The organism is Streptomyces sp. NPDC048185, assembly GCF_043202495.1.
GTDB lineage: Bacteria > Actinomycetota > Actinomycetes > Streptomycetales > Streptomycetaceae > Streptomyces.
In genome coordinates this window covers 1,046,576-1,072,716 of the sequence record NZ_JBIDAN010000001.1, presented here as the reverse complement: position 1 = coordinate 1,072,716, position 26,141 = coordinate 1,046,576, and the positions used below count along the sequence as shown (strand labels likewise).

The window sequence follows — 26,141 nt, the reverse complement described above, 5'->3', positions numbered from 1 at the left end:
GGGGCGCCCGCCCGTCCGTGCGGGGCCCTCAGAGGCCCGCGAGGGGATTCTTCAGGTTCCCGACCAGCTGCAGCGCGCCGGACGGGTCCGCCAGGTCCACCATCTGCCTGTTGTCGCGCAGCTGGAGCCGGTTGAGGCAGGACAGCGCGAACTCGGGTGCGAACATGTCGTACCGGGCGAACTTGTCCGCCAGCTCCGGCACCGACTCCTGGTACTCCCGGGTGACCTCCGCGACCGTCCGCCAGAAGTCGTCCTCCTCGACGACGCCCTCCTCGGCGAGGTTGGCGGCGAGGAAGCGGAAGAAGCAGTCGAAGACGTCCGTGAAGATCGACAGCAGCTTCTTGTCCTCGGGGACCTCCACGGCGATGCGCGAGACGGCCGGCGGCAGCACCGCGTCGGGGTCCATCACCGCGATCTCCTCGGCGATGTCCTTGTAGACCGCCCGCCGCACCACCCCGTCCTTCAGCACGAGGATCACGTTCTCGCCGTGCGGCATGTACACCAGGTCGTAGGCGTAGAAGCTGTGCAGCAGCGGGACGAAGTAGGCCCGCAGGTAGTGCCGCAGCCACTCGGTGGGCGCGAGGCCCGACCGTTCGATCAGCGCGCCCGCGAAGGACGCGCCCTCGTGGTCGACGTGGACGAGGGAGGCCATGGTGGCGAGCGTCTCGCCGTCCTGGAGCGACGGCACCGGGCTCTCCCGCCACAGCGCGGCCAGCATCTTGCGGTAGGGGGAGTAGCGGTCGGTGGCCTGCTCGTACTCCAGGTGCCGGTAGCCGACGGCCGCCCGCTCGCGGATGATGCTCAGCCCCGTCGACTTCAGCACCGGGTCGCCCTCGATGAGCTGGGCGAGCCAGTCGTTGATGGCCGGGGTGGCCTCCATGTACGCCGCCGACAGGCCGCGCATGAAGCCCATGTTGAGGACCGACAGGGCCGTCTTCACGTAGTGCTTCTCGGGGTGCGAGGCGTTGAAGAACGTGCGGATCGACTGCTGGGCCAGGTACTCGTCGTCGCCCTCGCCCAGGCACACCAGGTGCTGCCGGGCGACCTCGGCGGCGAAGGTGACGGTGAGCTTGTTCCACCACTGCCAGGGGTGGACCGGGATGAACAGGTAGTCGGCCGGGTCCAGGCCCTGCTCGCGCAGCACGCCGTGGAAGCGCTCGACGGTCTCCTCGCCCAGCTCGTCCCGTACGAAGGACTCGTACTCGATGCCGACGCCCGCCGTGAACGCCGCCCGCGAGCGGTGCGCGGCCAGCCACACCAGCCGGACGGGGCTCGCGGTCTCGGGCGCGTACGACAGGTAGTCGTGGATGCCGAAGCCGAGCCGCCCGTTGTTGGCGACGAAGCAGGGGTGGCCCTCGGTCATGCCGGTCTCGACGGCCTGGAAGCCGCTCCTCGCCAGCTCGGCGGAGGTGACCTGCGGCTTGGTGAGCTTGTAGCAGGTGCCGGAGAGGGTGGAGGAGATCTCCTCCAGGTAGACCGGCAGGATGTCGTCGCTCAGCCCCAGGGACTCCTTCAGCTCGATGAGGAAGTCCAGCGCGGCGAGCGGCAGGTCCGCCCCGTCGCGGTGGCGGGTGATCGAGCCGGCGTCCACCTGCCAGTGGTCCAGGGCGCGGACGGTGGCGGTGAAGCGGTACGCGGTCTTGCCGTCGTCGCTGCGGACGACGTACGCGTCCCCGTCCCGCTCGGGCGTGAGCAGCCGCTCGTGGGTGAACTCGGCCAGCGCCTTGCGGACCAGGAGGCGGTTGGCCTGCTCCCAGCGTTCGGGGGAGAGGTGGGTCACGGCGTCGGCGAGGCTCATGCGTGCACCGCCTTCTCGAACTGCTCGCGGGTGCAGAAGCTCAGCAGCGCCTTCTTCTCCGGCTTCTGGATCTCGCGCTCGGGCACGAATCCGACGGCCGCGTTCAGGGCGTGGACGGCCTTGTTGCCCACGTCCGGCTCGACGACGACGCGGGCGGTCGCCGGGTCGGCGAACAGCTCGGTCATCACGGCGGTGATCACGGCCCGGGTGAAGCCGTGCACGGGCCGGTCGGTGGGGGCGACCAGGAAGTGCATGCCGACGTCGCCGGGCTCCGGCTCGTACAGGCCGGTCAGCTCGCGGTGGGCCGGGTCGTACTTCTCCATCAGGAAGGCGGGGACGCCGTCGTGCAGGCCGAGGTACGCGTGGTGGTGCTCGTCGGCGGCTATCTCCATGTAGGCGCGTTCGACGTCCACCAGCGAGGCGTCCTGCATCATCCAGAACGCCGACTTGGGGTGGGTGACCCAGCTGTGCAGCAGGACGGCGTCCTTCAGCGGGTCGAGGGGACGCAGGGTGAGGGCGCCGATCTTCGCGGCGGTGGGGGTGCTCATACGGCGAACTCCTGGAACGCGATGGTCTTCTCGACCGGGTAGTACTCGGTGCCACCGAGCAGCTCTCGGATGATGCAGCTGTTGCGATAGGCACCCATGCCCAGATCGGGGCTGGTGATGCTGTGGGTGTGGACACCCGCGTTCTGCAGGAACACACCCTGGCCCGTGACGTCGACGGCGTAGTTGCGGGCGACGTCGAAGTTGCCCCGGGAGTCGTGGCGCAGCCGGTGGCGGACGGGCTTGAGGAACTCCGGCTCGGTGTACCTGTAGCCGGTGGCCAGGATCAGGCCGTCCGAGTCGATCTCGAAGTCCTTGCCCTGTTCCTCCTGCCGGAAGCCGAGCGTGTACGTGCCGTCGGCGTACCGGGCGCTGGTCAGCGCCGAGTTGGTGAGCAGCCGGGTGGGGACGGGGCCGCCGAGTCTCTTCTGGTAGAGCAGGTCGAATATCTCGTTGATCAGGTCGCCGTCGATGCCCTTGAACAGGCCCTTCTGCTCGGCCGTGAGGCGGTAGCGGGTCGTCTCGGGCAGCGCGTGGTAGTAGTCCACGTACTCCGGGGACGTCATCTCCAGCGTGAGCTTGGTGTACTCCAGCGGGAAGAAGCGCGGGGAGCGCGTCACCCAGTTCAGCCGGTACCCGTGGACGTCGATCTCGCCGAGCAGGTCGAGGTAGATCTCGGCGGCGGACTGGCCGCTGCCGACCAGCGTGATCGACTTCTTCCGCTGCAGCTCCGCCTTGTGCTGGACGTAGCGCGAGTTGTGCAGGAAGTCGCCGGCCAGACCGCGGCAGGCGTCCGGGATGTGCGGCGGGGTGCCGGTGCCGAGGACGAGACGGCGGGCGCGGTAGACGTCGCCGGACGTGGTGGCGACGGCGTACAGCTCGTCCGCCTCGTCGTACGTCACCTCGGTGACCGTCGTGGAGAAGCGGACGCTGCTCAGCTTGTTCGCGGCCCAGCGGCAGTAGTCGTCGTACTCGACGCGCAGCGGGTAGAAGTTCTCGCGGATGTAGAACGAGTACAGCCGGCCCTTCTCCTTCAGGTAGTTGAGGAAGGAGTAGGGGGACGTCGGGTCGGCGAGGGTGACCAGGTCCGACATGAACGGGGTCTGGAGGTGGGCGCCGTCCAGGAACATGCCGGCGTGCCACTCGAAGTCCGGCTTGGACTCCAGGAAGACGCCGTTCAGTTCGGCGATGGGCTCGGTGAGGCAGGCGAGGCCGAGGTTGAAGGGGCCGAGGCCGATCCCGACGAAGTCGTACGGGGCACTGGCTTCAGGAAGCGCGGTCAAGGGACTCTCCCAGGTACTGCTCGGCGTGGCCGGCGATCAGGTCGAGGACGGCGGCGATGTCGGCCGTGGTCGTCTCGGGGTTCAGCAGGGTGAACTTCAGGTAGTGGCGGCCGGCCACCTTGGTGCCCGCGACCACCGCGTCGCCGGAGGCGAACAGGGCCTTGCGGGCGTACAGGTTGGCGCGGTCGATCTCGGCGGGCTCGGTGACGGCCGCCGGGATGTAGCGGAAGACCAGCGTGGACAGGCTCGGCTCGACCACCACGTCGAAGCGCGGGTCGCCGGCGAGCAGCTGCCAGCCCTCGGCTGCGAGGTCGCACACCTCGTCGAAGAGTTCGCCGATGCCGTCGGCGCCCATCACGCGCAGCGTCATCCACAGCTTGAGGGCGTCGAAGCGGCGGGTGGTCTGGAGGGACTTGTCGACCTGGTTGGGGATGCGTTCGCGCACCATGCGGCGTGGGTTGAGGTACTCCGCGTGGTAGGTGGCGTGGCGCAGGGTGGCCGCGTCCCGGACCAGCAGGGCGGAGGAACTGACCGGCTGGAAGAAGGACTTGTGGTAGTCGACGGTGACGGAGTCGGCACGTTCGATGCCGGTCAGCCGGTCCCGGTACTTCAGGGAGGCGAGCAGTCCGCAGCCGTAGGCGGCGTCCACGTGCATCCACGTCCCGTACTGGGCGCAGAGCGCGGCGACCTCCGGCAGCGGGTCGATGGAGCCGAAGTCGGTGGTGCCGGCGGTGGCGACGACGGCCATGGGGACGAGACCGTCGGCGACGCAGCGCTCCAGCTCGCGGGCGAGGGCGACGGTCTGGAGGCGCTTGTCGTGGTCGACGGGGATCGCGACGACGGCGTCGGGGCCGAGGCCGAGCAGTTTCGCCGACTTCTGCACGCTGAAGTGGCTGACCTCGGAGGCGAAGATGCGCAGTTTCGCGAGCTCGGGTCCTCCTTCCCACCCGTCCCGCCCCGGCTTGGCCTCCTCGCGGGCCAGCAGCAGCGCCTGGAGGTTGGACTGCGTGCCGCCGGAGGTGAACACCCCGTCGGCGGCGGGACCGAGACCGACGCGGGCGGTCGTCCAGTCGATCAGTTTCCGCTCGATGAGCGTGCCGCCGGCCGACTGGTCCCAGGTGTCGAGGGAGGAGTTGACGGCGGTCAGGACCGCCTCGGCGAGCACGGCGGGGATGACGACCGGGCAGTTGAGGTGGGCGAGGTAGCGGGGGTGGTGGAAGTAGACGGCGTCGCGGAGGTAGACGTCCTCCAGCTCGTCGAGGACCGCGGCCGTGTCGTGCAGCGGCCGGTCGAGGTCGATCCCGTCGATGCGGGGGGCGAGGGCGTCGACCGTGATGCCGGTGAACGGCCGGTCGGTGGCGGCGAGTTTGGCGGCCACCCGCTCGACTCCTTGGGTCACGGAGTGGCGGTACTGCTCCGCGGTGGTGTCGTTGAGCAGGTGCGAGCGCATGTGGGGGTCCTCCGGTGGGGACGGTCCGAGAGGGACGGGAGAGGGCGGGGCCCGGACTTCGACTTAGGTTAGCCTAACCTAATTAGTGCCGATCAAACGCATGCCTGTGCGTGACGGCCGTCACTCCCGCCTCAACTGCTCGTCACGGACGGTGAGTCGAGGCGTGACGGACGGGTCGTCAGCCCTGTGCGCGGAGCTGTTCCTCCGTCAGTCCCTGCCGCCAGTAGCCGACGAAGGTGACGCGGCGCCGGTCGACGCCGCGCTCGCCCACGAAGTGACGGCGCAGTTCCTTGACGCGGCCGGACTCGCCGGCGATCCAGACGTAGGGGTGCCGGGCGGACGGCAGCCGGGCCGCGCGGAGCGCGGTGAGGGCGAGGCCGGCCGGGTCCCCGGCCTCCTCCCGGACCAGCCAGGTGATCTCTGCGTCCGCCGCGGTCCTCAGCTCCTGCACGTCCGCGGCGTGCGGCACCTCCAGCCACACGCGGGCGCGGGTGCCGGCCGGCAGGGACTCGAGGACGGCCGAGGCGGCCGGGAGGGCGGTCTCGTCGCCCCAGACGACCACCAGGTCGGTGTCCTCGGGCGCCCGGAAACGGATGGCCCGGTTGTCGGCGACCGCCGGGCCCAGCAGCAGGACCCGGTCGCCGGCGGCGGCACGGGCGGCCCAGCGGGAGGAGGGACCCGTCCGGTCCGCGGCGCCCGGCGCGTCCGGCGCGCCGGGCCCTCCGGGTCCGACGCCGTGCAGGACGAAGTCGATGTCGATCTCGACGGTGTTGCCCAGGGCGTCCCGGCGCAGGTCCCGCAGCGTGTAGGAGCGCATCACCGCCCGCACGTCGTCCGGGAGTTCACGCCATCCCTGCCACCATCCGTCGCCCAGCTCGACCGGCACCGCGGGCTCCGTCTGGCCGGGGTGCGGCAGGAACAGCGACAGCGACTGGTCGCGTCCGTCGGAACGGAAGCCGGCGAGGTCGGGCCCGGCGAAGGTGACCCGGGTCAGAGACGGGCCGAGCCGCCTCGTCCGTACGACCTGGAGGGAGAAGAAACGGAACGGGGCGGCTACGGCAGTCGTCACGGATGGCTCCTGCGAGTCGGAGTGGACGGGGTCAGCTGACCTTCTTCGCGTTCTCGATGGCCTCGGCGAGGTTGTCGAGCAGCGGCGTGCACTTGTCGTAGGACAGGATCGGCTCGGGGGAACGGGCGATGACCTGGCCGGCCTTGACCGCGGGGAGCTGCTTCCAGGTGCCCTCGGTGATGTCGGCGGGCTGGATGGTCGAGGAACGGTCGTCCATGATGATGACGTCGGCCGGGTACTTGTCGACGTTCTCCCAGCTCAGGCTCTCGAACCAGCCGCCGGTCGCCTTCTTGGCCTCCTCGGAGGGTTCGACGAAGTTCACGCCGAGGGCCTTGAAGTACTCGAGGTCGACGGACAGGTTGGTGCCGGAGACGTAGAACAGCTCCGGGCTCGCGGAGCCGGCCAGCACCTTGATCTCGGGCCTGGCCTTGGCGGCGGCACGCAGCCGGGCCGCCGCCTTGTCGAAGGCGGCCTTGGCGTCGGTGACCTTCTTGGCCTTCATGTCGGCGCCGAGCGACTCGGCCAGCTCCCACATGCGCTGGAGCGGCTGGGTGAGCTGGCGGTCGAAGACGGAGACCGCGACGCTGGGCGCCAGCTTGGCGATCTTGTCCTTGGAGTCCTCGGGGACGGACCACAGGGTGCCCGCGGTGTCGAACGTCGTGGTGGCGAGCAGCTCGGGCTGCAGGCCCACGTACTTCTCGACGTCGAGCTTGCCCCACTCGTTGCCGAGGACGGTGACCTTGCTGACGTCCATGTCGCCGGCCTGGACGTCGGGCTTGCCGTCCTTGGTCGTGGTGGGGCCGAAGACGCCCTTGACCTGGACGCCGTAGTCCCACAGCGCGGCGGCGACGCCGGTGAAGGCGACGATGTTCACCGGCACCTTGTCCAGCTTCACGGTGGTGCCGCGGTCGTCCTTGAACGTCCACGGGCCGGACTTCGCGGCACCCGTCCGCCCGTCCGAGCCGCCGCTCTTCGCGTCGTCGTCCCCACAGGCCGCGAGCACGGCACCGAGGCCGAGGGCGCCGCCGGCGGCGAGGATTCCGCGACGGGTCGGGTGGGCAGCTCTGGCGTTGGACATGGTGTGGGCCGCTTTCGAACGGGGCGGAACGTCCGCCGGACAGATCGGGGATAGGTTAGCCTAACCTCAGATCTTGTCCAGTGTCCGGGTGCACACCGCCCCGTCCGGCCGGCCCGTCGCTCAGCTCACCAGGCCCAGCTCCCGGGCGATCAGCATCCGCTGGACCTCGCTCGTGCCCTCGCCGATCTCCAGGATCTTGGCGTCGCGCCACATCCGCGCCACCGGGTACTCGTTCATGAAGCCGTAGCCGCCGTGGATCTGGGTGGCGTCCCGGGCGTTGTCCACCGCGACCGTCGACGAGTACAGCTTCGCCAGCGCCGCCTCCTTCTTGAAGGGCTCGCCCGACACCAGCCGGGAGGCCGCGTCCCGCCACGCGAGGCGGGCGGTGTGGGCCTTCATCTCCATGTCGGCGATCTTGAACTGGATCGACTGGTTGGCACCGATCGGCTTGCCGAAGGCGTGACGTTCCTTCGCGTAGGCGACGGACTCGTCCACGCAGCCCTGCGCGAGACCCGTGCCCAGCGCGGCGATGGCGATCCGGCCCTCGTCCAGGATGCGCAGGAACTGGGCGTAGCCACGGCCCTGTTCGCCCAGCAGGTTCTCCGCCGGGACCCGGACGTCCGCGAAGGACAGCTCACGCGTGTCCGAGGCGTTCCAGCCGACCTTGGAGTACGGCGCGGCCACCGTGAAGCCCGGCGTGCCGGACGGGACGATGATCGCCGAGATGAGCGGGCGGCCGTCCGGCTTGCGGCCCGTGACCGCCGTGACGGTCACCAGCCCCGTGATGTCGGTGCCCGAGTTGGTGATGAAGCACTTGGTGCCGTTGATCACCCACTCGTTCGTGTCGGCGTCCAGACGGGCCGTCGTCCGGGTCGCGCCCGCGTCCGAGCCGCCGTCGGGCTCGGTCAGGCCGAAGGCGCCCAGGATCTCGCCCGAGCACAGCCGGGGGAGCCAGGTCCGCTTCTGCTCCTCGGTGCCGAACAGGTGGATCGGCATCGCGCCCAGGGAGACACCCGCCTCCAGCGTGATGGCCACCGACGAGTCGACCCGGGCCAGCTCCTCCAGGGCGATGCCGAGCGCCAGGTAGTCACCGCCCATGCCGCCGTACTCCTCCGGGAACGGCAGGCCGAACAGGCCCATGCGGCCCATCTCGCGGACGATCTCGTACGGGAACTCGTGCCGCTCGTAGAAGTCGCCGATCTTGGGCGCCACGACGTCGTGGGCGAACTCCTCCACCGTCCGGCGCAGTTCCTCGAGTTCGGGGGAGAGCTTGTGGTCCATGGCTGTCACGACTCCTGGTGGGAGAGGGCACGAACGGTGCGGGACGGGCTGGGCCGTCCCAGGTGGGCGGCCATCCAGACGCTTGTGGCGACGAGACGGCCGAGGTCGACCCCGGTGTCGATGCCGAGGCCGCGCAGCATCCACACGAGGTCTTCGGTGGCGAGGTTGCCGGTGGCGGACTTCGCGTACGGGCAGCCGCCGAGGCCGCCCGCGGAGGCGTCGACCGTGGTGACGCCCCGCTGGAGCGCGGCCAGCGTGTTGGCCAGGGCCTGGCCGTAGGTGTCGTGGAAGTGGACGCCCAGCGCGGACACCGGGACGCCCGCCTCGGTCAGCGCGGTGAGCAGGGCCGTCACGTGGCCCGGGGTCGCCACGCCGATGGTGTCGCCGAGACTCAGCTCGTCGCAGCCCATGTCCAGCAGGGCCCGGCAGACCCGCACCACCTGGGGGACCGGGACCGGGCCCTCCCACGGGTCGCCGAAGCACATCGACAGGTATCCCCGTACGCGGACGTCGTCGCCCTGTGCCTTCGCCCGGGTCACCACCGGCTCGAACATGGCCAGCGCCTCGTCCACCGTGCGGTTGAGGTTCGCCTTGGCGAAGGACTCGGTGGCGCTGGCGAAGACCGCGACGCGGCGCGCGCCGAGCGCGAGGGCCCGGTCCAGGCCGCGCTCGTTGGGCACCAGCACCGGCAGCGACACCGGCAGGTCGGAGATCCGCGGGTACAGGTCCTCGGCGTCCGCCAGCTGGGGGACCCACTTGGGGTGGACGAAGCTCGTCGCCTCGACGGTGGTCAGGCCCGTGCCGGCCAGGCGGCGGATGAACTCCGCCTTGACGGCCGTGGGCACGGTCGCCTTCTCGTTCTGCAGTCCGTCGCGCGCGCCCACCTCGTGGATGCGGACGCGGGCGGGCAGGCCCTCGGCCGGTACGGCCATGGGCAGGCCCAGCTCCGGGGTGCTCATGCCGTCTCCTTCCCCTCGTCGGTGGGCGCGATGACCGCCAGCACCTGGTCCATGGCGACCGTCGTGCCGGGGGACACGTCCAGCTCGGTGACGGTGCCGGCGTGCGGGGCGGAGATGACGTGCTCCATCTTCATCGCCTCCACCACCAGCAGGCTCTGTCCGGCCGCGACCTCGTCGCCGACGGCGACCTTCACCACCGTCACCGTGCCCGGCATGGGCGCGGTGAGCGAGTCGGCGCCCGCGTGGGCGGCACGGGTCAGCGAGGCGGCGACCGGGTCGTGGTCGCGCACCTGCCAGGCGTCGCCGTCACGGCCCAGCCAGGTGCCGTCCGGCAGCGCGGCGAAGGTGTGGGTGACGCCGTCGAGCCGGAACGCGTACCGGTGCGCATCGCCCGACCGGGTGACCGGGGACGCGGGCAGGGGGTGCTCCGCGCCGTCCGGCAGCAGCTCGGTCCCGCCGTCCGGTGTGCTGCGCACCCGCACGGTGACCGGGTCCCGGCCCGGCACCCGCAGGTGGTGCGCGGTCCAGGCCCGCTCCCCGCCCAGGCGCCAGCCGTCCCCGGCGCCGAACGGGTCCGACCAGCCGGTGGTGTCCGCGGCCGGCCTCAGCGCCGCCTGGCGCAGCAGCGCCGCCGCCGCGTAGACCTCCGTCGGCACCTCGTCCGGGACGAGCGTGTCCACGTCCCGCTCCACCAGCCCGGTGTCCAGCTCACCCGCCACCACCGCCGGGTGCGCGAGGAGCCGGCGCAGGAACCCGGCGTTGGTCTGCACGCCGAGCGTCACCGTGTCCGCGAGGGCCGCCCGCAGCCTGCGCAGCGCGGTGGCGCGGTCGGGGCCGTAGGCGATCACCTTGGACAGCATCGGGTCGTAGAGGCTGCCGACCTCGGTGCCCTCGCTGAGCCCGGAGTCGGTGCGGATGCCGTCGCCCTGCGGTTCGTGGAGCCGCAGCACCGTGCCGCCGGAGGGGAGGAAGCCGCGCGAGGGGTCTTCCGCGCACAGCCGGGCCTCGATCGCGTGCCCGGTCAGCCGGACGTCCTCCTGCGCGAGCCCGAGCCGCTCGCCGGCCGCCACCCGCAGCTGCCACTCCACCAGGTCCAGGCCCGTGACCAGCTCGGTCACCGGGTGCTCCACCTGGAGGCGGGTGTTCATCTCCATGAAGTAGTACTGGGAGGGGTCGCCGCCGGGGACGATGAACTCCACCGTGCCCGCACCCCGGTAGCCGCAGGAGCGGGCCGCCTGCACGGCGGCCTCGCCCATCGCGGCCCGCGTGGCCTCGTCGAGGAGGACGCTCGGCGCCTCCTCGATGATCTTCTGGTGCCGGCGCTGGAGCGAGCACTCGCGTTCGCCCAGGTGCACGACGTTCCCGTGGCCGTCGGCGAGGACCTGGATCTCGATGTGCCGGGGCCGGTCGATCCACCGCTCCACCAGCAGCGTGTCGTCGCCGAAGGAGGCGCGGGCCTCCCGGCGGGCGGCGGCGATCTCGTCGGCGAGCACGGCGGCGTCCCGCACCAGCCGCATGCCCTTGCCGCCACCGCCCGCCGACGGCTTCAGCAGCACCGGCATGCCGATCTCGCGGGCGGCGTCGGCGAGCTGCGTGTCCGTCAGGCCGCTGCCGCTGGAGCCGGGCACCACCGGCACGCCGGCCGCCTTCACCGTCTCCTTGGCCCGGATCTTGTCGCCCATCAGGGCGATGGCGTCGGCGGACGGCCCGATGAAGACCAGCCCCGCCTCCTCGCAGGCCCGCGCGAAGCCGGCGTTCTCGGCGAGGAAGCCGTATCCGGGGTGCACGGCCTGCGCGCCCGTGCGGGCCGCCGCGTCCAGCAGCCGCTCCACGGACAGATAGCTCTCCGCCGCCGGTGGCGGGCCGATCCGCACCGCGGTGTCGGCCTCCCGGACGTGCCGGGCGTCCGCGTCGGCGTCGGAGAAGACCGCCACCGAGCGCACGCCCAGCGAGCGCAGTGTCCGGACGACACGGACGGCGATCTCACCCCGGTTGGCGACGAGCACGGTGTCGAACATGCGTGAAGCCTCGTGTGTGTTTCCCATGGGTCCCCTCCTCACATCCGGAAGACGCCGAACTGGGGGTCGCCCAGTGGCGCGTTGGCGCACGCGGTCAGGGCCAGCCCCAGCACCTGCCGGGTGTCGGCGGGCTCGATGACCCCGTCGTCCCACAGGCGGGCGGTCGCGTAGTAGGCGTTCCCCTGATGCTCGTACTGTGCGCGGATCGGCGCCTTGAACGCCTCTTCCTCCTCCGCGGGCCAGTCCTCCCCGCGGCCCTCCAGCTGGTCCCGCTTGACCGTGGCCAGCACCGAGGCGGCCTGCTCGCCGCCCATCACGGAGATCTTGGCGTTGGGCCACATCCACAGGAAGCGCGGCGAGTACGCCCGGCCGCACATCGAGTAGTTCCCCGCGCCGTACGACCCGCCGACCACGACCGTCAGCTTCGGCACGCGCGTGCAGGCCACCGCCGTCACCATCTTGGCGCCGTGCTTGGCGATGCCGCCCGCCTCGTAGTCCCTGCCGACCATGAAGCCGGAGATGTTCTGCAGGAAGACCAGCGGGATGCCGCGCTGGTCGCACAGCTCGATGAAGTGGGCGCCCTTCTGGGCCGACTCGGAGAAGAGGATGCCGTTGTTGGCGACGATCCCCACCGGGTGGCCGTGGATGCGGGCGAAGCCGGTCACGAGGGTCTGCCCGAACTCGGACTTGAACTCGGCGAACCGGGAGCCGTCCACCACCCGCGCGATGACCTCGCGGACGTCGTAGGGCGTGCGGGAGTCGACCGGCACCGCGCCGTACAGCCCCTGGGGGTCGGCCTTCGGCTCTACGGCGGGGCGCACCTCCCAGGGCAGCGCCCGGCGCGCGGGGAGGGTGGAGACGATGTTCCGGACGATGCGCAGCGCGTGCGCGTCGTCCTCGGCGAGGTGGTCGGTCACGCCGGACACGCGCGAGTGGACCTCGCCGCCGCCCAGCTCCTCCGCCGTGACCACCTCACCGGTGGCCGCCTTCACCAGCGGCGGGCCGCCCAGGAAGATCGTCCCCTGCTCGCGGACGATCACCGCCTCGTCGCTCATCGCCGGGACGTACGCGCCGCCGGCCGTGCAGGACCCGAGCACGGCGGCGATCTGGGGGATGCCGGCCCCCGACATCCGGGCCTGGTTGTAGAAGATCCGCCCGAAGTGCTCGCGGTCCGGGAAGACCTCGTCCTGCATCGGCAGGAACGCGCCGCCCGAGTCGACGAGGTAGAGGCACGGCAGCCGGTTCTCCAGCGCCACCTCCTGCGCCCTCAGGTGCTTCTTCACGGTCATCGGGTAGTACGTGCCGCCCTTGACCGTGGCGTCGTTGGCGACGATCACGCACTCCCGGCCGCTGACCCGGCCGATGCCGGCGATGACGCCGGCCGCCGGGGCCTGTCCGTCGTACAGTCCGTCGGCCGCGAGCGGCGCCAGCTCCAGGAACGGCGAGCCCGCGTCCAGCAGTGTGTCCACGCGGTCGCGCGGCAGCAGCTTGCCGCGCGCGGTGTGCCGGGCCCTGGCCCGCTCCCCGCCGCCGAGCCGGGCCGCGGCCAGCTTGGCGCGCAGCTCCTCCACGAGGACGCGGTGCGCCTCCTCGTTGGCCCGAAAGGCCTCCGACGCGGGATCGGCCGCGCTCGTCAGCTCCGGTGCCTCGTGCATCCTGCGGTCCCCTCACCCAGTGGTCGACCAGTTAATGAGCGTTAACGCATTTCCTTCAGGTTAACGACCGCTAACCTCCCTGTCTAGAATCGATCCCATGGCCACCAGAACCGACGCCCCCACCCGCCGCGAGCAGATCCTCAAGGAGGCCGCCCGGCTCTTCGCCGAGCGCGGCTTCCACGGTGTCGGCGTCGACGAGATAGGTGCCGCGGTCGGGATCAGCGGCCCCGGTCTCTACCGTCACTTCCCCGGCAAGGACGCGATGCTCGCCGAGCTGCTGGTCGGGATCAGCGGGCAGCTGCTGACCGGGGCGAAGCGGCGGCTGGCGGAGGCCGAGGGGGTGGCGGGGTCCGGCGGCGCGGGTCCCGAGGCGGTCCTCGACTCGCTCATCGAGGGGCACATCGACTTCGCGCTCGACGACCGCCCGCTCATCACCCTGCACGACCGCGAGCTGGACCGCCTCCGGGACGCCGACCGCAAGATGGTGCGCCAGTTGCAGCGGCAGTACGTGGAGCTGTGGGTCGGGGTGGTGCGGGAGGTGTATCCGGGCGTGGCGGAACCGAGCGCCCGCTCGGCCGTCCACTCGGTCTTCGGTCTCCTCAACTCCACCCCGCACCTGGGCCGCCCCGGCTCCCTCCCGGGCCGCGCGGTGACGGCGTCGCTGCTGCACCGGATGGCGCGGGGGGCGTTCGCGGCGGTGGGGGAGGCGTGAGGGTGAGCCGCCTCCGGTCCCCGGAGTGACGAGGGTTACCCGCCCCCCGCTCTGGACGCCTCTCCCTACCCGCCGGTACGGTGAAGTCTGAGCAAGCGCTTAGACACGTACCCTGGAGGTGGCGCCGTGCGCCGTACGGTGTTCAACGAGGACCACGAGGCGTTCCGGGAGACCCTCCGCGCCTTCATCGAGGCCGAGGTCGTCCCCGTCTACGACGAGTGGTTCGCCGCGGGCCAGGCGCCGCGCGAGTTCTACTACAAGCTCGGTGAGCTGGGCATCTTCGGCATCAACGTGCCCGAGGAGTTCGGCGGCGCCGGCATGGACAGCCACAAGTTCGAGGCCGTCCTCTACGAGGAGACCGCCCGCGCGGGCGTCCAGTTCGGCGGCTCCGGCGTGCACGTGCTGCTCGCCCTGCCCTACATCAACATGCTGGCCACGGACGAGCAGAAGAAGCGCTACCTGCCGAAGTTCGTCACCGGCGAGGAGATGTGGGCCATCGCGATGACGGAGCCGGGCACCGGCTCCGACCTCGCCGGCATGAAGTCCACCGCCAGGCTCTCCGAGGACGGCACCCACTACGTCCTCAACGGCGCCAAGACCTTCATCACCGGCGGCGTCCACGCCGACCGGGTCATCGTCTGCGCCCGCACCGCCGCCCCCACGGCCGAGGACCGCCGCCACGGCATCTCCCTGTTCGCCGTGGACACCAAGTCCGAGGGCTACTCGGTGGGCCGCAAGCTGGACAAGCTGGGCCTGCGCACCTCCGACACCGCCGAGCTCGCCTTCGTCGACGTCAAGGTCCCCGTCGAGGACCTGCTCGGCGAGGAGAACAAGGGCTTTTACTACCTCGGCCACAACCTGGCCTCCGAGCGCTGGGGCATCGCCTTCGGCGCCTACGCCCAGGCCAAGGCCGCCGTCCGGTTCGCCAAGCAGTACGTCCAGGACCGCACCGTCTTCGGCAAGCCGGTCGCCCACTTCCAGAACACCAAGTTCGAGCTGGCCGCCTGCCAGGCCGAGGTGGACGCCGCCGAGGCGGTCGTCGACCGTGCCACCGAGGCCCTGGACGCGGGCGAGCTGACCCCCGCCGAGGCCGCCTCCGCCAAGCTGTTCTGCACCGAGGTCGCGCACCGCGTCATCGACCGCTGCCTCCAGCTGCACGGCGGCTACGGCTACATGAACGAGTACCCGATCGCCCGCCTGTACGCGGACAACCGCGTCAACCGCATCTACGGCGGCACCAGCGAGATCATGAAGTCGATCATCGCGAAGAACATGGGCCTGTAGACCGCAGAGTCTCACGGACATGAGCGACGCACTCCAGTCCCTCCTCGATCTGCTCGACCTCGAGCGGATCGAGGAGGACATCTACCGCGGCCACTCCCGCTCCGCCGTCGTCCCCCGGGTCTTCGGCGGGCAGGTGGCCGCCCAGGCCCTGGTGGCGGCGGGGCGCACCGTCCCCGAGGACCGGTTCGCGCACTCCCTGCACGCGTACTTCCTGCGCCCCGGCGACCCCGGCGCGCCCATCGTCTACAACGTCGACCGCCTGCGCGACGGCCGCTCCTTCACCACCCGCCGGGTGGTGGCCGTCCAGCACGGCAAGCCGATCTTCGGCCTGTCGGCGTCCTTCCAGACGTACGAGGAGGGCCTGGAGCACCAGGCGCCGATGCCGCCCGCCCCGGACCCGGAGACCCTTCCCACGGGCGAGGAACGGCTGCGGAGCTACCCGCACCTGCCCGCCGACACCGTGGAACGGTTCCTGGAGGCCCGCGCGGCCGTCGACCTGCGGTACGTCGACGACCCGCCGTTCGGCGACTTCGGCACCCCGCGCGAGCCGCACTCCCAGGTGTGGTTCCGCACCAACGGCAAACTCGTGGACGACCCCCTGCTGCACGTCGTCCTCGCCACGTACGTCTCCGACATGACCCTCCTCGACTCGGTGCTGCTCGCGCACGGCCGGGGCGGCTGGGCCGTCGGGGACGTCGTCGGGGCCTCGCTGGACCACGCCATGTGGTTCCACCGGCCGTTCCGCGCCGACGAGTGGCTGCTGTACGACCAGCAGTCGCCGTCCGCGTCCGGCGGCCGGGGACTCGGCCAGGCCCGCATCTACACGCAGGACGGGCGGCTCGCCCTCTCGGTCATCCAGGAGGGCCTGGTCCGCGTCCCGCGGGAGCGCTGAGCGGCACACCGCACGGACGGGCGGCGGGCACCTCCACGGTGCCCGCCGCCTTCGTCATGCCGTGGCCGGGACCCGCGTCACCGGCCGAGCCCGGCCTCCGCCAGCAGGTACGCCGTCATCGGGTCGTAGTGGCGCGGGCTGACCACGTGGTCGTCCAGCGGCACGGTGACCTGCACGGTCCCCTCGGACTCGGCGAGGAACAGCGCCGGGTCGTTGCAGTCGGCGTAGCCCACGGAGTCGACACCGTGCTGACCGGCGTAACCGGCCCAGCCGTGGTCGGCGACGACCAGGTCGGGCAGCGGGCGGCCGGCGCGCTCCAGTCCCGTCAGGATGGCCTTCATCGGCTCCCCGGAGTGCGTGTGCCACAGCGAGGCGCCGTGCTCCAGGACGGCCACGTCCGCGAACTGCTGGACGTAACCCTCCTCGGTCGTCAGCCCCTCCGGGATCACGACGATCTCGCAGCCGGCGGTGCGCAGCGCGGCGGCGGTCGCGCGGTGCACGTCGAGCAGTCCGCCCGGGTGGCCGGTGGCGAACAGCACCCGCTGCCCGCCGTCGGCGGCCTTGCGCAGCCGCCCGGCCATGCGCTCCAGCGCGGCCACGGTCAGCTCGGGGTCGATGGTGTCCTGGCCGTACCGGTACTCCGGGTCGTCGTTGACGCCGACCCGCTCCGCCATCACCGCGAGCACGTCCTGCTCGTCGGTCCAGCGGTCGCCCAGCTCCAGGCCGAGCCAGTAGTTGCGGTCGCCGTTCGCCAGCTTCCGGTAGTGGGAGAGGTTGTTCTCGCGGGGGGTTGCGACGTCGCCCGCGATACGCGTCCTGACGAGGTGTTCGGCGAGTTCGGCGCGGCTGGGTGTCCCGGGTATCGGCATGGCTCCATTGTGTAGCAGCCCCCGGTGCGCGTCTGCGGAGTATCGCCCGCTGGGACGCGGCTCACCTGCTCGAGCAGATGAGTACAGGCGGACCGGGACCTCGAGAGCCGGCCGGAATCGGTGCAGCAGACACCGATCGGGCCGCCGGGGTTCAGCGCCTGTCACGCGATGACGTTCGGTATCGGCGCTTTCGTCCTCGGTCGGCGACGTCCCCAACCACCGCCCTCGCATCTGCGTCGCTCCTGGCCCGTGCCGTGACGGGCTTCCTGGCGGTCCCCTCGGGTGATGTCCCACCCATGGCGAGTACGGCAACGACCTCACGTTCCTCCCGGCCGCCGTACTGCTGACGGTTCATGCCGAACGACGCGCCTGCGCCCCACCCATCTCCTCGACGACAAGGTCGAACGCATGAGGATCGATCTCACGCAACACCCTCAGTCCGGTTGTCCAGGCCGGACCGGCCAGGACCTCGGCCATCAGCCCACGGGCACGATCCTGATCCACCGCCCCGGCCAGAGTGATCAGGATCTGCGCCGTACGATCCGGCTGCTCGACCGCCTCGGCCATGCCGGCGATCCGGTCCACCAACGCCGCCGCGGCATCCTGGCCACGACTACCGGCGATCGCCACCGCCAGCTCGGCAAAGGCGGGAAGCTGCTCATCCGGGTTCGTCACGCGGCCAAGCCGCTGCTCGGCCAGCGCGATGGCATCCGTCGCAACGTGCTGACGACCACGCCGGGACCTGGCCGGGGCGGTGGAGCCGGCGCGACCGCGGGGGGCGGACTTCGCCGTGACGGCCGGGACCCCACGGCTGCCGGAAGCAGGCTTCGCCGAAGAGGCAGACGTCCTTCGGCCACCGTCGGCAGGAGCCTCCCCCAGGACAGCGGAGGGGCCACGGCTGCCAGGGACGGATCTGGCACGGACAGCGGAGGACCCGCGGTTGCCAGGGGCGGACTCGGCCGCAACGGCGGGTTTCTCCTGATCACCTTCTGCCGCTGCCTTGACCAGGACGGCGAGGGCGCGGGCCAGGTGGTCGGCCGTCGGGACGTGCCGGCGGGCGACCGACAACGCATCGTCCAGTTCGCCGCTCTCCGCCAACGCCCGCACCAGCGCCACGTACGCCCGCGCCTTCTGGTCCGTCGCCTCGATGCCGGCGACCAGGCGCAAGGCCCGCGAGGTCTCGCCGCGCCGCACGTTCGCCACCGCCAGGTCGGCCAGCACCGCTGCCCGGTCCTGCCCGGCCGGTATGCGGTCGATCAGCCGCCTGGCCCGGCCCGGTCGATCGAGGTGCAGGTGAACCCGTACCAAGGACATGAGCAACCGGGTCTGCCGGGCGCCCGCCGGTACGCGGAGGGTCAACTCCTCCGCCTCGTCGGCCAGTTGTGCCGAGAGGTCGAATCTTCCCTGGTCGGCGGCCACCCTGGCGATGGCAAGCAACGCCTGCGCCTGCTGGTCCTTGGACTTGATGTTGCACAGCAGTCCTTTGGCCCGCTTCAACGACTCGCGAGCAGCAACGGCCTCGATCAGCTTCACCCAGACCTGGGCGCGCCTGTCGGCATGCGGGATCCTGCTCGCCACGGCCCTCGCCCGCTTCAACGCGCGAGCACCATCCACCCCTGTGGACGAGCGCTGGGCCGTACGCGTGCCCGTGCCCACAGGTGCGCCCTTACCGGCAGACGTGCCCGTACGCGAGGAGACCGTGTTCGCACCCGTGCCCGTGGGCACATTCGTGCGGGCCGACTGCTTCCGGGCGGAGGACGCGGACGGGTCCTTCGGACCCGCGGATCGCTTCTTCGGGGACGTGGCTCGGTCCTTCAGCTGCGTGGCGACGGCGGCGAGGGCCTGGGGTTGGGTGGTCCCGCCCAGCGAGAGGGCCAGGTGCTCGGCGCGGTCTGCCTCGCCCTGGGCGGCGAGGGCTTCGGCCACGGCCGTCAGCGCTCTTTCCCCCGCCTCGCCGGAGAGAGCGGAGCGGGCCAAGGACACGGCCTTGTCCGGGTCCTGCGCGGCGATCCGCCGAACCAGGTCGGTCACCACCCTGGCTCGGACGTCCGGCTGGGGGATCGCGCCGGCCAGGGTTTCGGCGAGCGACGGGTCCTCGACGGCCTCGGCGAGTGCCACCAGGGTTCGGGTGGACGCTGCCGGCTCGGCGGTACGGGCCCGTGTCTCCGCTTCCTGGGCCAGTGCGAGGGCCTGCGCGGTGTCGCCTCGGTCCAGCGCTGCCCCGCCCATCGCGACCAGGGCCTGTACGTGCCGGGTCCGGCCGTCGATCCCGCTTGCGACGTCCTCCGCTCGGGAATCGCCACACACCGCGTACGCTCGAGCCACGGCGACCATGGCTCGTTCCTCCTGACCCCGTCGTCCCGAGCTATGGGCAGCTTCGCCCTCCGCCGACTTGAGCTGTCGCGTCATGCCCGCCGTGACCTTGGCCCGCGCCGCCTCATCGCGCGACGCCTTGTCCTCGGCAGCCCAGCCAACGGGGTCGTCCACCGCGCCTCCTCGCATGCCGGACGCCGGGCTGATCGGTGCGCTGATGCCGGGCAGGAGGGCCTCGGCCTCTTCGGTGAGCTCGACTGCCCAGTCCACGTCACCGTTGACGGCGATGGCTTCCGCGACGATTGACAGGGCGCGGGCACGGAAGGCCAGGACGGGTACGGACGAGGCGAGGTCGATTGCCTTCGTGTGGTCGCCGTCGCGGGCGAGGGCGGCGGCCAAACTGGTGACCACCTGGCTTCGCTGGTACGGGCTGGGCAGGCTCGTGGCCAGGGCGTGGGCGCGCTGGAGGTCGCCGGTGCGGACGATGGCCTCGGCCAGCTTGGTGAGCGCCGTGCTCCGGTCGCCCGTGATCACCTCGGCCATCGCCTCCGCCTTGCTCAGGACGTCGCGTGCCAGGGCCGGGTCGCCGGTGGTGGTGGCGATGGCGCTGAGCGCCCGTACGCGATGGTCGGCGAGCGGAATGCGGTCGGCCAGGCGCTCCGCGCGTGCCGAATCGCCGCACAGCACCGCAGCCTCTACCAGGGCCGCCAGAATCGATGCCTGGCGTTGCGGGCCCGTCACCGCCCGAACGAGTTCCTCAGCCCGGTCCATCAACCGCGCGGCACGAGCCGGGTCCGCGCCGTTCACTCCTCCGGACCGGTCGGCCGAGCTGATCGGGTCCCGCCGGGTGAGGTCCCCCTCTGGCTGTCGTGTCGCGCCGACCGCTCTGGCGATGGCCGCCAAGGCCCACGCCTGCCGCTCCGGCTGCCCGACGGTCCCGGCAAGCGCCTCCGCCGCACCGAACAACCCACGGGCGGCCATGGCGTCCACCACACCGGCCAGCGCCCAGGATCGCCGGTCGGCCCGCGCGATGGTACGAGCGAGCCTCTCTCCCCGGTCCAGCTCACCCGAGTCCGCCAGGGCCTTGGCCACGGCCGTCAGGGCAGCGGCGCGGACGTCCGGGTCGGGGTGGGAGCGGGCCAGGGACTCGGCGCGGGTGGCACGGCCGAGCCGAACCCACAGGGCGAGCAGGTCGTCGGGCACCGTCGGGGCGGTGTTGCCGACCAGGTCGCGGGCGACGGCCAGCCGGGCGAGGGCGGGCAGGTCGGCACGGTCGCGGGCGACCCGCTGGGCGGCGGCGATCTCGCGGAGTACGGTCGCGTGTCCGCCGGGGAGGCGGGTCATGCGGTCGCGGCGGGCCGGGTCGAGGGCATGCTCCACCAGCAGGCCGCCGGTCAGCAGTGCCCCGTACGAGGTGAGCAGGTAGCGGGGCGTGTCCTCCGGCCATCCCTGCGAACGGTACGAGGCGGCCCAGTCGTGGATGCGGTCGCGGTAGGGGTCGAGGGGGCGAAGTGCGGCCTCGGCCGTCCTGAGCAGGGTCTCGTGCGCGTACCCGTAACTGTCGAAGGTGTCGTCGCCGCCAGCACCCCGGCCACTGCTGACAAGCCCGGCACCGCCGAACGCCTCGCCGCTGATCCGCGTGAACAGGCGGCTGTCGAGCAACGACGCCACCTCTGACGCCGGCATGCCCGTCAGTGCAGCGAGGTCGCGGGCGGTGAGGTCGCCGCCGGCGGCGGCGAGGAGGCCGAGCAGGTCGGCGTTGTGGTGGCCGCGCAGCCACAGCTCCAGCTCGATGCCGGCCTGGAGCTCCAGGCGGGCGGCGTACGGGGTGCGGGTGAGTGTCCTGACGAGGCCGCGGCGCAACGGGTGGTCGGCGGTGAGGCGCGGGTCGAAGTCGGGGCGTGGGCGGCTGGAGACGAGGACGCCGACGTCGGCGGGCGGGTTGAGGGGCAGTGAGCAGGCGACGCCGGGGTCCTCGTCGAGCCCGTCCACGACGAGGACGAGGCGTTCCCCGTCGTTGCGGCAGCGTTCGGCGGCCTTCTCCAGGTGGCTGTAGAGGTCGTTCGAAGTGCAGGGTTCGTCGGCGATGGCGGCGAGTTGCTCGCCCACTACCTGGTCGAAGGGATCCTGGCGGCCCCGGTGGTGTGCGGCGAAGTACGCGGCGACCCGGACGCCGGGCGGCGGGTCGAGCACGAAGGCGGACATCAGCGCGGTCTTGCCCGACCAAGGGTCGCCCTGCCACAGCAGGTACGGTTCGTCGCTCTCGCAGAAGGCGCGCAGCTCGGCGAGTTCACGGTCGCGGTCGCGGAGCCCGCCGGCCGGGGCCATGCTGCGGACCCGGGCCGCGTAGCCGCCGAGGTCGCGGCCGGATGGCGGGTTGACGCTCACGGGCCGGCCGTAGCCGATCTGTTCGCGCTGCTCGGGGGTCAGGTCCCAGTCGGCGGGCACCGCGGTCAGGTGGCCTGGTCCTTCGGACGGGTAGGACAGGTCGACGACGCCGACGAGCCGCTCGCGCACGAACACGGCGGCGCCCGACATGCCCTCCCAGGGCGTGGGTTCCTGCCGCAGCTCCGGCGGCGGGTCGTCGACGGTGACGTCCAGAGTTCCGGTGTAGAGGTTCGACAGGAGGTTGATGCCGCCGACGACGTGGCGGCTGTCCCGCCGGGAGTTCCTGAACTTGAACAGAGGGAAGCCGACCGCCTCGCAGGGCGTCCGGCCGCCGCGCCGCTCCACCAGCCCGTACGGGGTCGGCTCGACCTCGTCGTCGAGGTCGACGCGAAGCGCCGCGACCCGGCCGGTCTGCCAGAGCAGCCGGGCAGGCACCTTGCGCTCCGGGTCGTGGGGGAAACGCACATGGATGGTGTGGTGCCCCTCGATGACATGCCCGGCCGTGAGCACGACGTCCGTGGTGACCCGGTAGCCGGACCCGCGCATGCGTCCCCCGACGACCAGGTCGACGAGGACCTGTGCGATGCGCTCCCGTCTCAGTCTTCGTCCTCCCGTGCCATGCCGCCGATCTCGAAGGGGCGGCCACCGCGGGTGGGTTGCAGGGTGAGCGTGACCCGGTGGGTCTTGGCCTCGATGGCCTTGCCGTCGGCACCGGCCTCCACCACCCAGAACTTGACCCTGCCAGTGGCCGATGCCTCCTCGGTGACCATGAGGGTGACCTCCAACTCGATGGGGCCCAGGCCGAACTGGATCTGCTCACCCTCGGCCGAGCGGCTCGCGCGGTCGAGTTCGCGGCGCAACTCCCGCACCACAGAAGACAGTTCGAGCACCGTTCCTCCAAGTCCCGCTGGTGTCCGTGGCATTATGCCCATAGTCCTGCGATTTAACAGTCGGCACGGGAGGACGCCCTGAGCGCGCGAATGAGCCGAGTGGTCATCACCGAACCGATCGAGTCCGCCGCGCCCGTCACGATCGAGCTGCCGGAAAGTCCCGCCGATCACATCGCCGCATTCCTGGAGGCGTGGGGTGCTCAGGGGCTGTCGGTGGCGGACAGACGTTCCTCGATGCGGCTCGAGGCGGGGTCGTTGCCGGACGCGCTCATCTACTACGTCGTGCTGTCGGAGTTCGTGAACCGGTGGGTGGACGTCACGGTCAACCGGGTGCCGGTGGACTTCGAGCGCGTGTACGAGGAGAGCGGCAAGTTGCCCGACGCGGGAAGGCCGGCCGAGGTGCCGCCATGGGCGCAGGTGGGCGGCGACGACCCGGGGCACATGCCGCACGCGGTGGTGGGGAGCGCCGAGGATCTCGTCCCGGAGACGGTGTCGATGATCCGGTATGCGTACCGGCTGCGGATGGTGCCGCCGCCCGCCCGTACGAAGGCGGCGTTCGTCACGTTCGCCCGGGTGGCGGGGATCCGGCGCGGACGGCAGCGGAGGCTCCCCTTCCTCTCCACCGGCCGGGAGCCCGAGCCGCTCAACAAGAAGGGCGACGACCAGGGCGTCGATCTGGAGCGTCTCCGGCTGCAGGTGATCCCGCACCGCAAGGACGGCCCGCCCCCGACCGACGACGTCGTGCCGCCGCGCCGGGATCGGCGGCAGTACCGGAAGCTGTCCGAGGCGAACGCCGAGCCCGCCACGTCGGTGCTGACGCGGCTGGGCTGCTCGCAGGACGAGGAGTCGGGCGAGTGGACCTGTCCCCGTGCCGCGCGTCGGCCCGGTCACCCGCAGAAGCCGTCCGTCCGGGTGGAGAAGAACCGGGCCCGCTGCCGCAGGTGCGACGCCGCCCCGCTGACGTCCACCGGGCTGGTCGCGGCCACTCTGGACGTGACGCCGGACGAGGCCGCGTCCCTGATCCTCGAACCCGGCCGCGCGGCCATCCGCCCGGATCCGGCGCATCGGCGGCCGGAGCTGGTCGCACCGCCCCGTCCGGGCACGCTGGTCACCGCGTATGTGTCGGCGGGCAGGCCGGACCGGTTCGACTGCGTGATCTACGACGCGGGCGTCGGCCATCCGCGCGAGGCGACCATCTGGCGGCCCGACACCGCGAACCTGCCGGCGGACGTCGCGCCGCTGCACCTGCGGCCGGGCGACGTCGTGACCGCCCTGGTCATGGCGGCCGAGGGACGGACGTACGAGCTGTCGATCGACGCTCCCGAGCTGGCGGCGCGCGCGATCGCCTCGCAAGTGCCGGAGATCGTCGAGGGCGCGGTGGAGGTGGTGGCGGTCGCACGCAAGCCGGGCAGCCGCGCCAAGGTGGTGGTGGCGCCGACGGTGCCGAACCTCAACACGGTCGGCGTGTGTCTCGGCAAGCGCGACAACCACTACCACCTGCAGGCCGCGCACCGCGTGCTGAACCGGCACAGGTGGGACCGGTCCGACCGGACCTGGGAGAGGCTGGAGATCATCGCCTTCGCGGCGGACCGGCGCACCTATCTGACGAACGCGATGCGCCCGGTCATCGTGTCCGACGTGCGGATCCGCGGCAGGCAGGCGGTGGTGGCCGTGTCGGGCCCGCAGTACCGCGGCGGTGTCGGCCGGGGTGGGCTCAACGCAGAGCTGGCCGGGCACCTGACCGACCTGATGGTGCGCGTGGTCGCCGAGGGGGCGGACCTGGACGCGGAGATCCCGCGACGACGGCCGTAGGGCTGTGCCGCGCCTCGCGGCGGCGAGGTCGGCGAGGGGCGTTCCGTCGCCTTACTGGGGTGGAGGCAGCCGCGTACAGTCATGGGACGCGCTCATGCATTCGCTGAGCGCGGGCTGCTTGATCAGCTCGGTGCGACAGCGGGCGGCCCGGGCGACGACCGCGCGGCCGCCGAGCGCGATGACGGCCACCAGCAGCCCCGCGCGGTGGTAGCCGGCGATGAGGTCTCTCCCCCCGGTCTCGCAGTCGAGGAGACGCATGTCGTCCAGGCCGAGTGCGGGCACGCCGAGCGACAGCGGGCGGGAGTCGTGCCGGTCGCCCACGACGTGGGCAGCGGGGCGACGGCTCCGGGTCGGGCTCGGCGCCGGTGCTATGGCGTCCGCAGAGCGAACCACAGCTCCATCCGGACGTCCGGGTCGTCCAGGTCCGTGTCCAGAAGGGCCGCGCACCGGGCGATCCGCTGCCGGACCGTGTTGCGGTGCACGTCCAGGGCGACCGCCGTACGGTCCCAGCTGCCGTGCAGGGAGAGCCAGGTGCGCAGTGTCTCCACCAGGGCCGGGGACCGCTCCAGCGGCGCGAGGAGCGCGCGGGCGTGGGCGTCCGCTTCCGCCGGGGGGACCAGGTCGGTCAGCGCCGTCTGGCGGTCGCCGTGGCGGAGCAGCGGGGCGCGGGTGGCGCGGGCGCGGGCCAGGGCGCGGGCGGCCTGGGTGTCGGCGGCCGGCCAGTCCCGCGGGGCCGCCGTCGCGCTGACGCCGAGCGTCCAGCCCGGCACCCGCTCCACCGCCCGCCCGTCGGGCACCAGCACCCGGACCCGCTCGCCCGCGACGTCCACCAGGGACGAGCCGAGGGCGGCGCCCAGCGCGGAGGCGGCCACCGGGTCCGGCGCCGTCCGCCCCTCCGGCCTGCCGTGCACCACCCGCCACCTGTCCCCGCCGAGCAGCGGCGCCACCTCCGCGGGCGCCGCGCCCAGCAGCAGCCGCACCAGCGCGGACGAGCGGGCCGCGCCCGTGCCGCTCTGGTGCTCGCCGGTGAGCAGGGAGAGCAGCACCGCGGCGACCGAGGCGATGGTGTGGTCCCCGGACTCCCGCTGCGGGGCCGCGACCCCGAGCACGAAACCCTCGCCGGTGCCCAGGGCGTAGGCCGCGAGACGGGTACCAGCGACCGTGTCGGTGGCGGTCGTGGAGGCCCGGCTGGTGACGAACCGGGCCAGCTTCGCCAGGGCCCCGCGCACCTCGTCCGCCGGCTCCCGCCCCGCCGCGGCGATCTCGGCGCCCTCCGGCCCGTACAGCACCGCCCGGCCGTCGAGCCGCGTGGCCAGCCGGCGCAGCACCGACGGCACCGGATCCGGCCGGGAGGCCGCGGCGGCCAGTTGCCGCTGGGCCTCGGACACCCGCCGCAGCTCGGCCAGCCGCGCCCGCGCCATCAGCTGCCACACGGCACGGGCCACGCCGGAGAACGTCGTCTGCGGCGGCACCTCCACCAGCGGCAGCCCGTACGCCTCGCAGGCCGCGACCAGCGTTGGGGGCACCGTGTCGTGCACCGGCGCGACCCCGAAGCCGAGGGCGGCGCCGCCCGCCGCCACGATCCGGGCGACGTACGCGTCGAAGTAGCCCTCCGTCCCCGCCCCGGAGGGGATGTGCACGCCCGCCGTCAGCAGCAGCTCGCCGCCCAGCAGGTACGGGTAGGGGTCGGCCATCTCGGAGGTGTGCGCCCAGTGGACCGCCACCTCCGCCGCCGGGGGCCCGGTGATCTGGCGCAGGGCGAGGTCCTCGCGGGACAGCAGCGCCGCGAGGGGCACGGCGGGCGTGGGGGGAGCGACCGTCTCCTGCACGATGGACATTCCCTCC

At 72.2% G+C, this 26,141-nt stretch carries 19 protein-coding genes; 4 read left to right on the top strand and 15 right to left on the bottom strand.

Translation table 11 applies throughout. From position 1 onward, the window contains the following. Window positions 1-28: 28 nt before the first annotated feature. From ACGF3H_RS04710 to ACGF3H_RS04665, 10 genes are all read right to left on the bottom strand, one after another. Window positions 29-1,798, bottom strand: a complete 1,770-nt coding sequence (locus ACGF3H_RS04710) for an IucA/IucC family siderophore biosynthesis protein (protein WP_362491826.1) — start codon at window positions 1,796-1,798, stop codon at window positions 29-31. Then, window positions 1,795-2,346 carry a GNAT family N-acetyltransferase gene (locus tag ACGF3H_RS04705; RefSeq protein ID WP_362491829.1) on the bottom strand — a complete coding sequence of 184 codons (552 nt, stop codon included), beginning with the start codon at window positions 2,344-2,346 and terminating at the stop codon, window positions 1,795-1,797. The genes ACGF3H_RS04710 and ACGF3H_RS04705 overlap by 4 nt, the downstream gene beginning before the upstream one ends. Then, entirely contained in the window at window positions 2,343-3,626 is a 1,284-nt protein-coding gene (locus ACGF3H_RS04700; RefSeq protein WP_362491832.1) for a lysine N(6)-hydroxylase/L-ornithine N(5)-oxygenase family protein, read from the bottom strand. Before ACGF3H_RS04700 ends, ACGF3H_RS04705 begins: the two co-directional genes overlap by 4 nt. Then, window positions 3,610-5,076 carry a lysine decarboxylase DesA gene (gene desA, locus ACGF3H_RS04695; RefSeq protein WP_362491835.1) on the bottom strand — a complete coding sequence of 489 codons (1,467 nt, stop codon included), beginning with the start codon at window positions 5,074-5,076 and terminating at the stop codon, window positions 3,610-3,612. Before desA ends, ACGF3H_RS04700 begins: the two co-directional genes overlap by 17 nt. A 178-nt stretch (window positions 5,077-5,254) precedes the next feature. Then, on the bottom strand, window positions 5,255-6,145 hold the full coding sequence (locus ACGF3H_RS04690; protein WP_362491838.1) for a siderophore-interacting protein: 891 nt from the start codon (window positions 6,143-6,145) through the stop codon (window positions 5,255-5,257). Window positions 6,146-6,176: 31 nt separating this feature from the next. Further along, window positions 6,177-7,223: an ABC transporter substrate-binding protein gene (locus ACGF3H_RS04685; protein WP_362491841.1), complete on the bottom strand. Its 1,047-nt coding sequence runs from the start codon at window positions 7,221-7,223 to the stop codon at window positions 6,177-6,179. A 120-nt stretch (window positions 7,224-7,343) separates the two neighbouring features. After that, entirely contained in the window at window positions 7,344-8,504 is a 1,161-nt protein-coding gene (locus ACGF3H_RS04680; RefSeq protein WP_362491844.1) for an acyl-CoA dehydrogenase family protein, read from the bottom strand. A 5-nt stretch (window positions 8,505-8,509) separates the two neighbouring features. Beyond that, entirely contained in the window at window positions 8,510-9,463 is a 954-nt protein-coding gene (locus ACGF3H_RS04675) for a hydroxymethylglutaryl-CoA lyase (RefSeq protein WP_362491847.1), read from the bottom strand. Further along, complete coding sequence (locus tag ACGF3H_RS04670) at window positions 9,460-11,481, bottom strand: acetyl-CoA carboxylase biotin carboxylase subunit (RefSeq protein ID WP_362491850.1); 2,022 nt, start codon at window positions 11,479-11,481, stop codon at window positions 9,460-9,462. Before ACGF3H_RS04670 ends, ACGF3H_RS04675 begins: the two co-directional genes overlap by 4 nt. Window positions 11,482-11,519: 38 nt before the next feature. Next, window positions 11,520-13,136 (bottom strand): carboxyl transferase domain-containing protein, encoded by a 1,617-nt coding sequence (locus ACGF3H_RS04665; RefSeq protein WP_362491853.1) that lies wholly within the window; start codon window positions 13,134-13,136, stop codon window positions 11,520-11,522. A gap of 97 nt (window positions 13,137-13,233) precedes the next feature. Between ACGF3H_RS04665 and ACGF3H_RS04660 the strand changes: the two genes are divergently transcribed. The 3 genes from ACGF3H_RS04660 to ACGF3H_RS04650 all read left to right on the top strand — a co-directional run bounded on the left by ACGF3H_RS04660 (window position 13,234) and on the right by ACGF3H_RS04650 (window position 16,024). Continuing rightward, window positions 13,234-13,848 carry a TetR/AcrR family transcriptional regulator gene (locus tag ACGF3H_RS04660; protein ID WP_362491855.1) on the top strand — a complete coding sequence of 205 codons (615 nt, stop codon included), beginning with the start codon at window positions 13,234-13,236 and terminating at the stop codon, window positions 13,846-13,848. Between the two features lie 126 nt (window positions 13,849-13,974). Next, window positions 13,975-15,132, top strand: coding sequence for an acyl-CoA dehydrogenase family protein (locus ACGF3H_RS04655; protein ID WP_362491858.1), 1,158 nt, complete (start codon window positions 13,975-13,977; stop codon window positions 15,130-15,132). 19 nt (window positions 15,133-15,151) lie between these two features. Continuing rightward, complete coding sequence (locus ACGF3H_RS04650) at window positions 15,152-16,024, top strand: acyl-CoA thioesterase II (protein WP_362491861.1); 873 nt, start codon at window positions 15,152-15,154, stop codon at window positions 16,022-16,024. 77 nt (window positions 16,025-16,101) lie between these two features. Here ACGF3H_RS04650 and ACGF3H_RS04645 read toward each other — a convergent pair whose 3' ends face one another. The 3 genes from ACGF3H_RS04645 to ACGF3H_RS04635 all read right to left on the bottom strand — a co-directional run bounded on the left by ACGF3H_RS04645 (window position 16,102) and on the right by ACGF3H_RS04635 (window position 22,484). Next, window positions 16,102-16,893: a phosphatase gene (locus ACGF3H_RS04645; protein WP_362491863.1), complete on the bottom strand. Its 792-nt coding sequence runs from the start codon at window positions 16,891-16,893 to the stop codon at window positions 16,102-16,104. Window positions 16,894-17,244: 351 nt separating this feature from the next. Continuing rightward, window positions 17,245-22,140: a helix-turn-helix domain-containing protein gene (locus tag ACGF3H_RS04640; RefSeq protein WP_362491866.1), complete on the bottom strand. Its 4,896-nt coding sequence runs from the start codon at window positions 22,138-22,140 to the stop codon at window positions 17,245-17,247. 50 nt (window positions 22,141-22,190) lie between these two features. After that, on the bottom strand, window positions 22,191-22,484 hold the full coding sequence (locus ACGF3H_RS04635) for a trypco2 family protein (protein WP_362491869.1): 294 nt from the start codon (window positions 22,482-22,484) through the stop codon (window positions 22,191-22,193). 90 nt (window positions 22,485-22,574) lie between these two features. Between ACGF3H_RS04635 and ACGF3H_RS04630 the strand changes: the two genes are divergently transcribed. Then, entirely contained in the window at window positions 22,575-24,296 is a 1,722-nt protein-coding gene (locus ACGF3H_RS04630) for a hypothetical protein (protein WP_362491872.1), read from the top strand. A gap of 51 nt (window positions 24,297-24,347) precedes the next feature. Here ACGF3H_RS04630 and ACGF3H_RS04625 read toward each other — a convergent pair whose 3' ends face one another. Both ACGF3H_RS04625 and ACGF3H_RS04620 read right to left on the bottom strand, forming a co-directional pair. Beyond that, window positions 24,348-24,617, bottom strand: coding sequence for a hypothetical protein (locus ACGF3H_RS04625; protein WP_362491874.1), 270 nt, complete (start codon window positions 24,615-24,617; stop codon window positions 24,348-24,350). 47 nt (window positions 24,618-24,664) lie between these two features. Beyond that, window positions 24,665-26,134: a helix-turn-helix domain-containing protein gene (locus ACGF3H_RS04620; RefSeq protein ID WP_362491877.1), complete on the bottom strand. Its 1,470-nt coding sequence runs from the start codon at window positions 26,132-26,134 to the stop codon at window positions 24,665-24,667. Window positions 26,135-26,141: the final 7 nt, after the last annotated feature.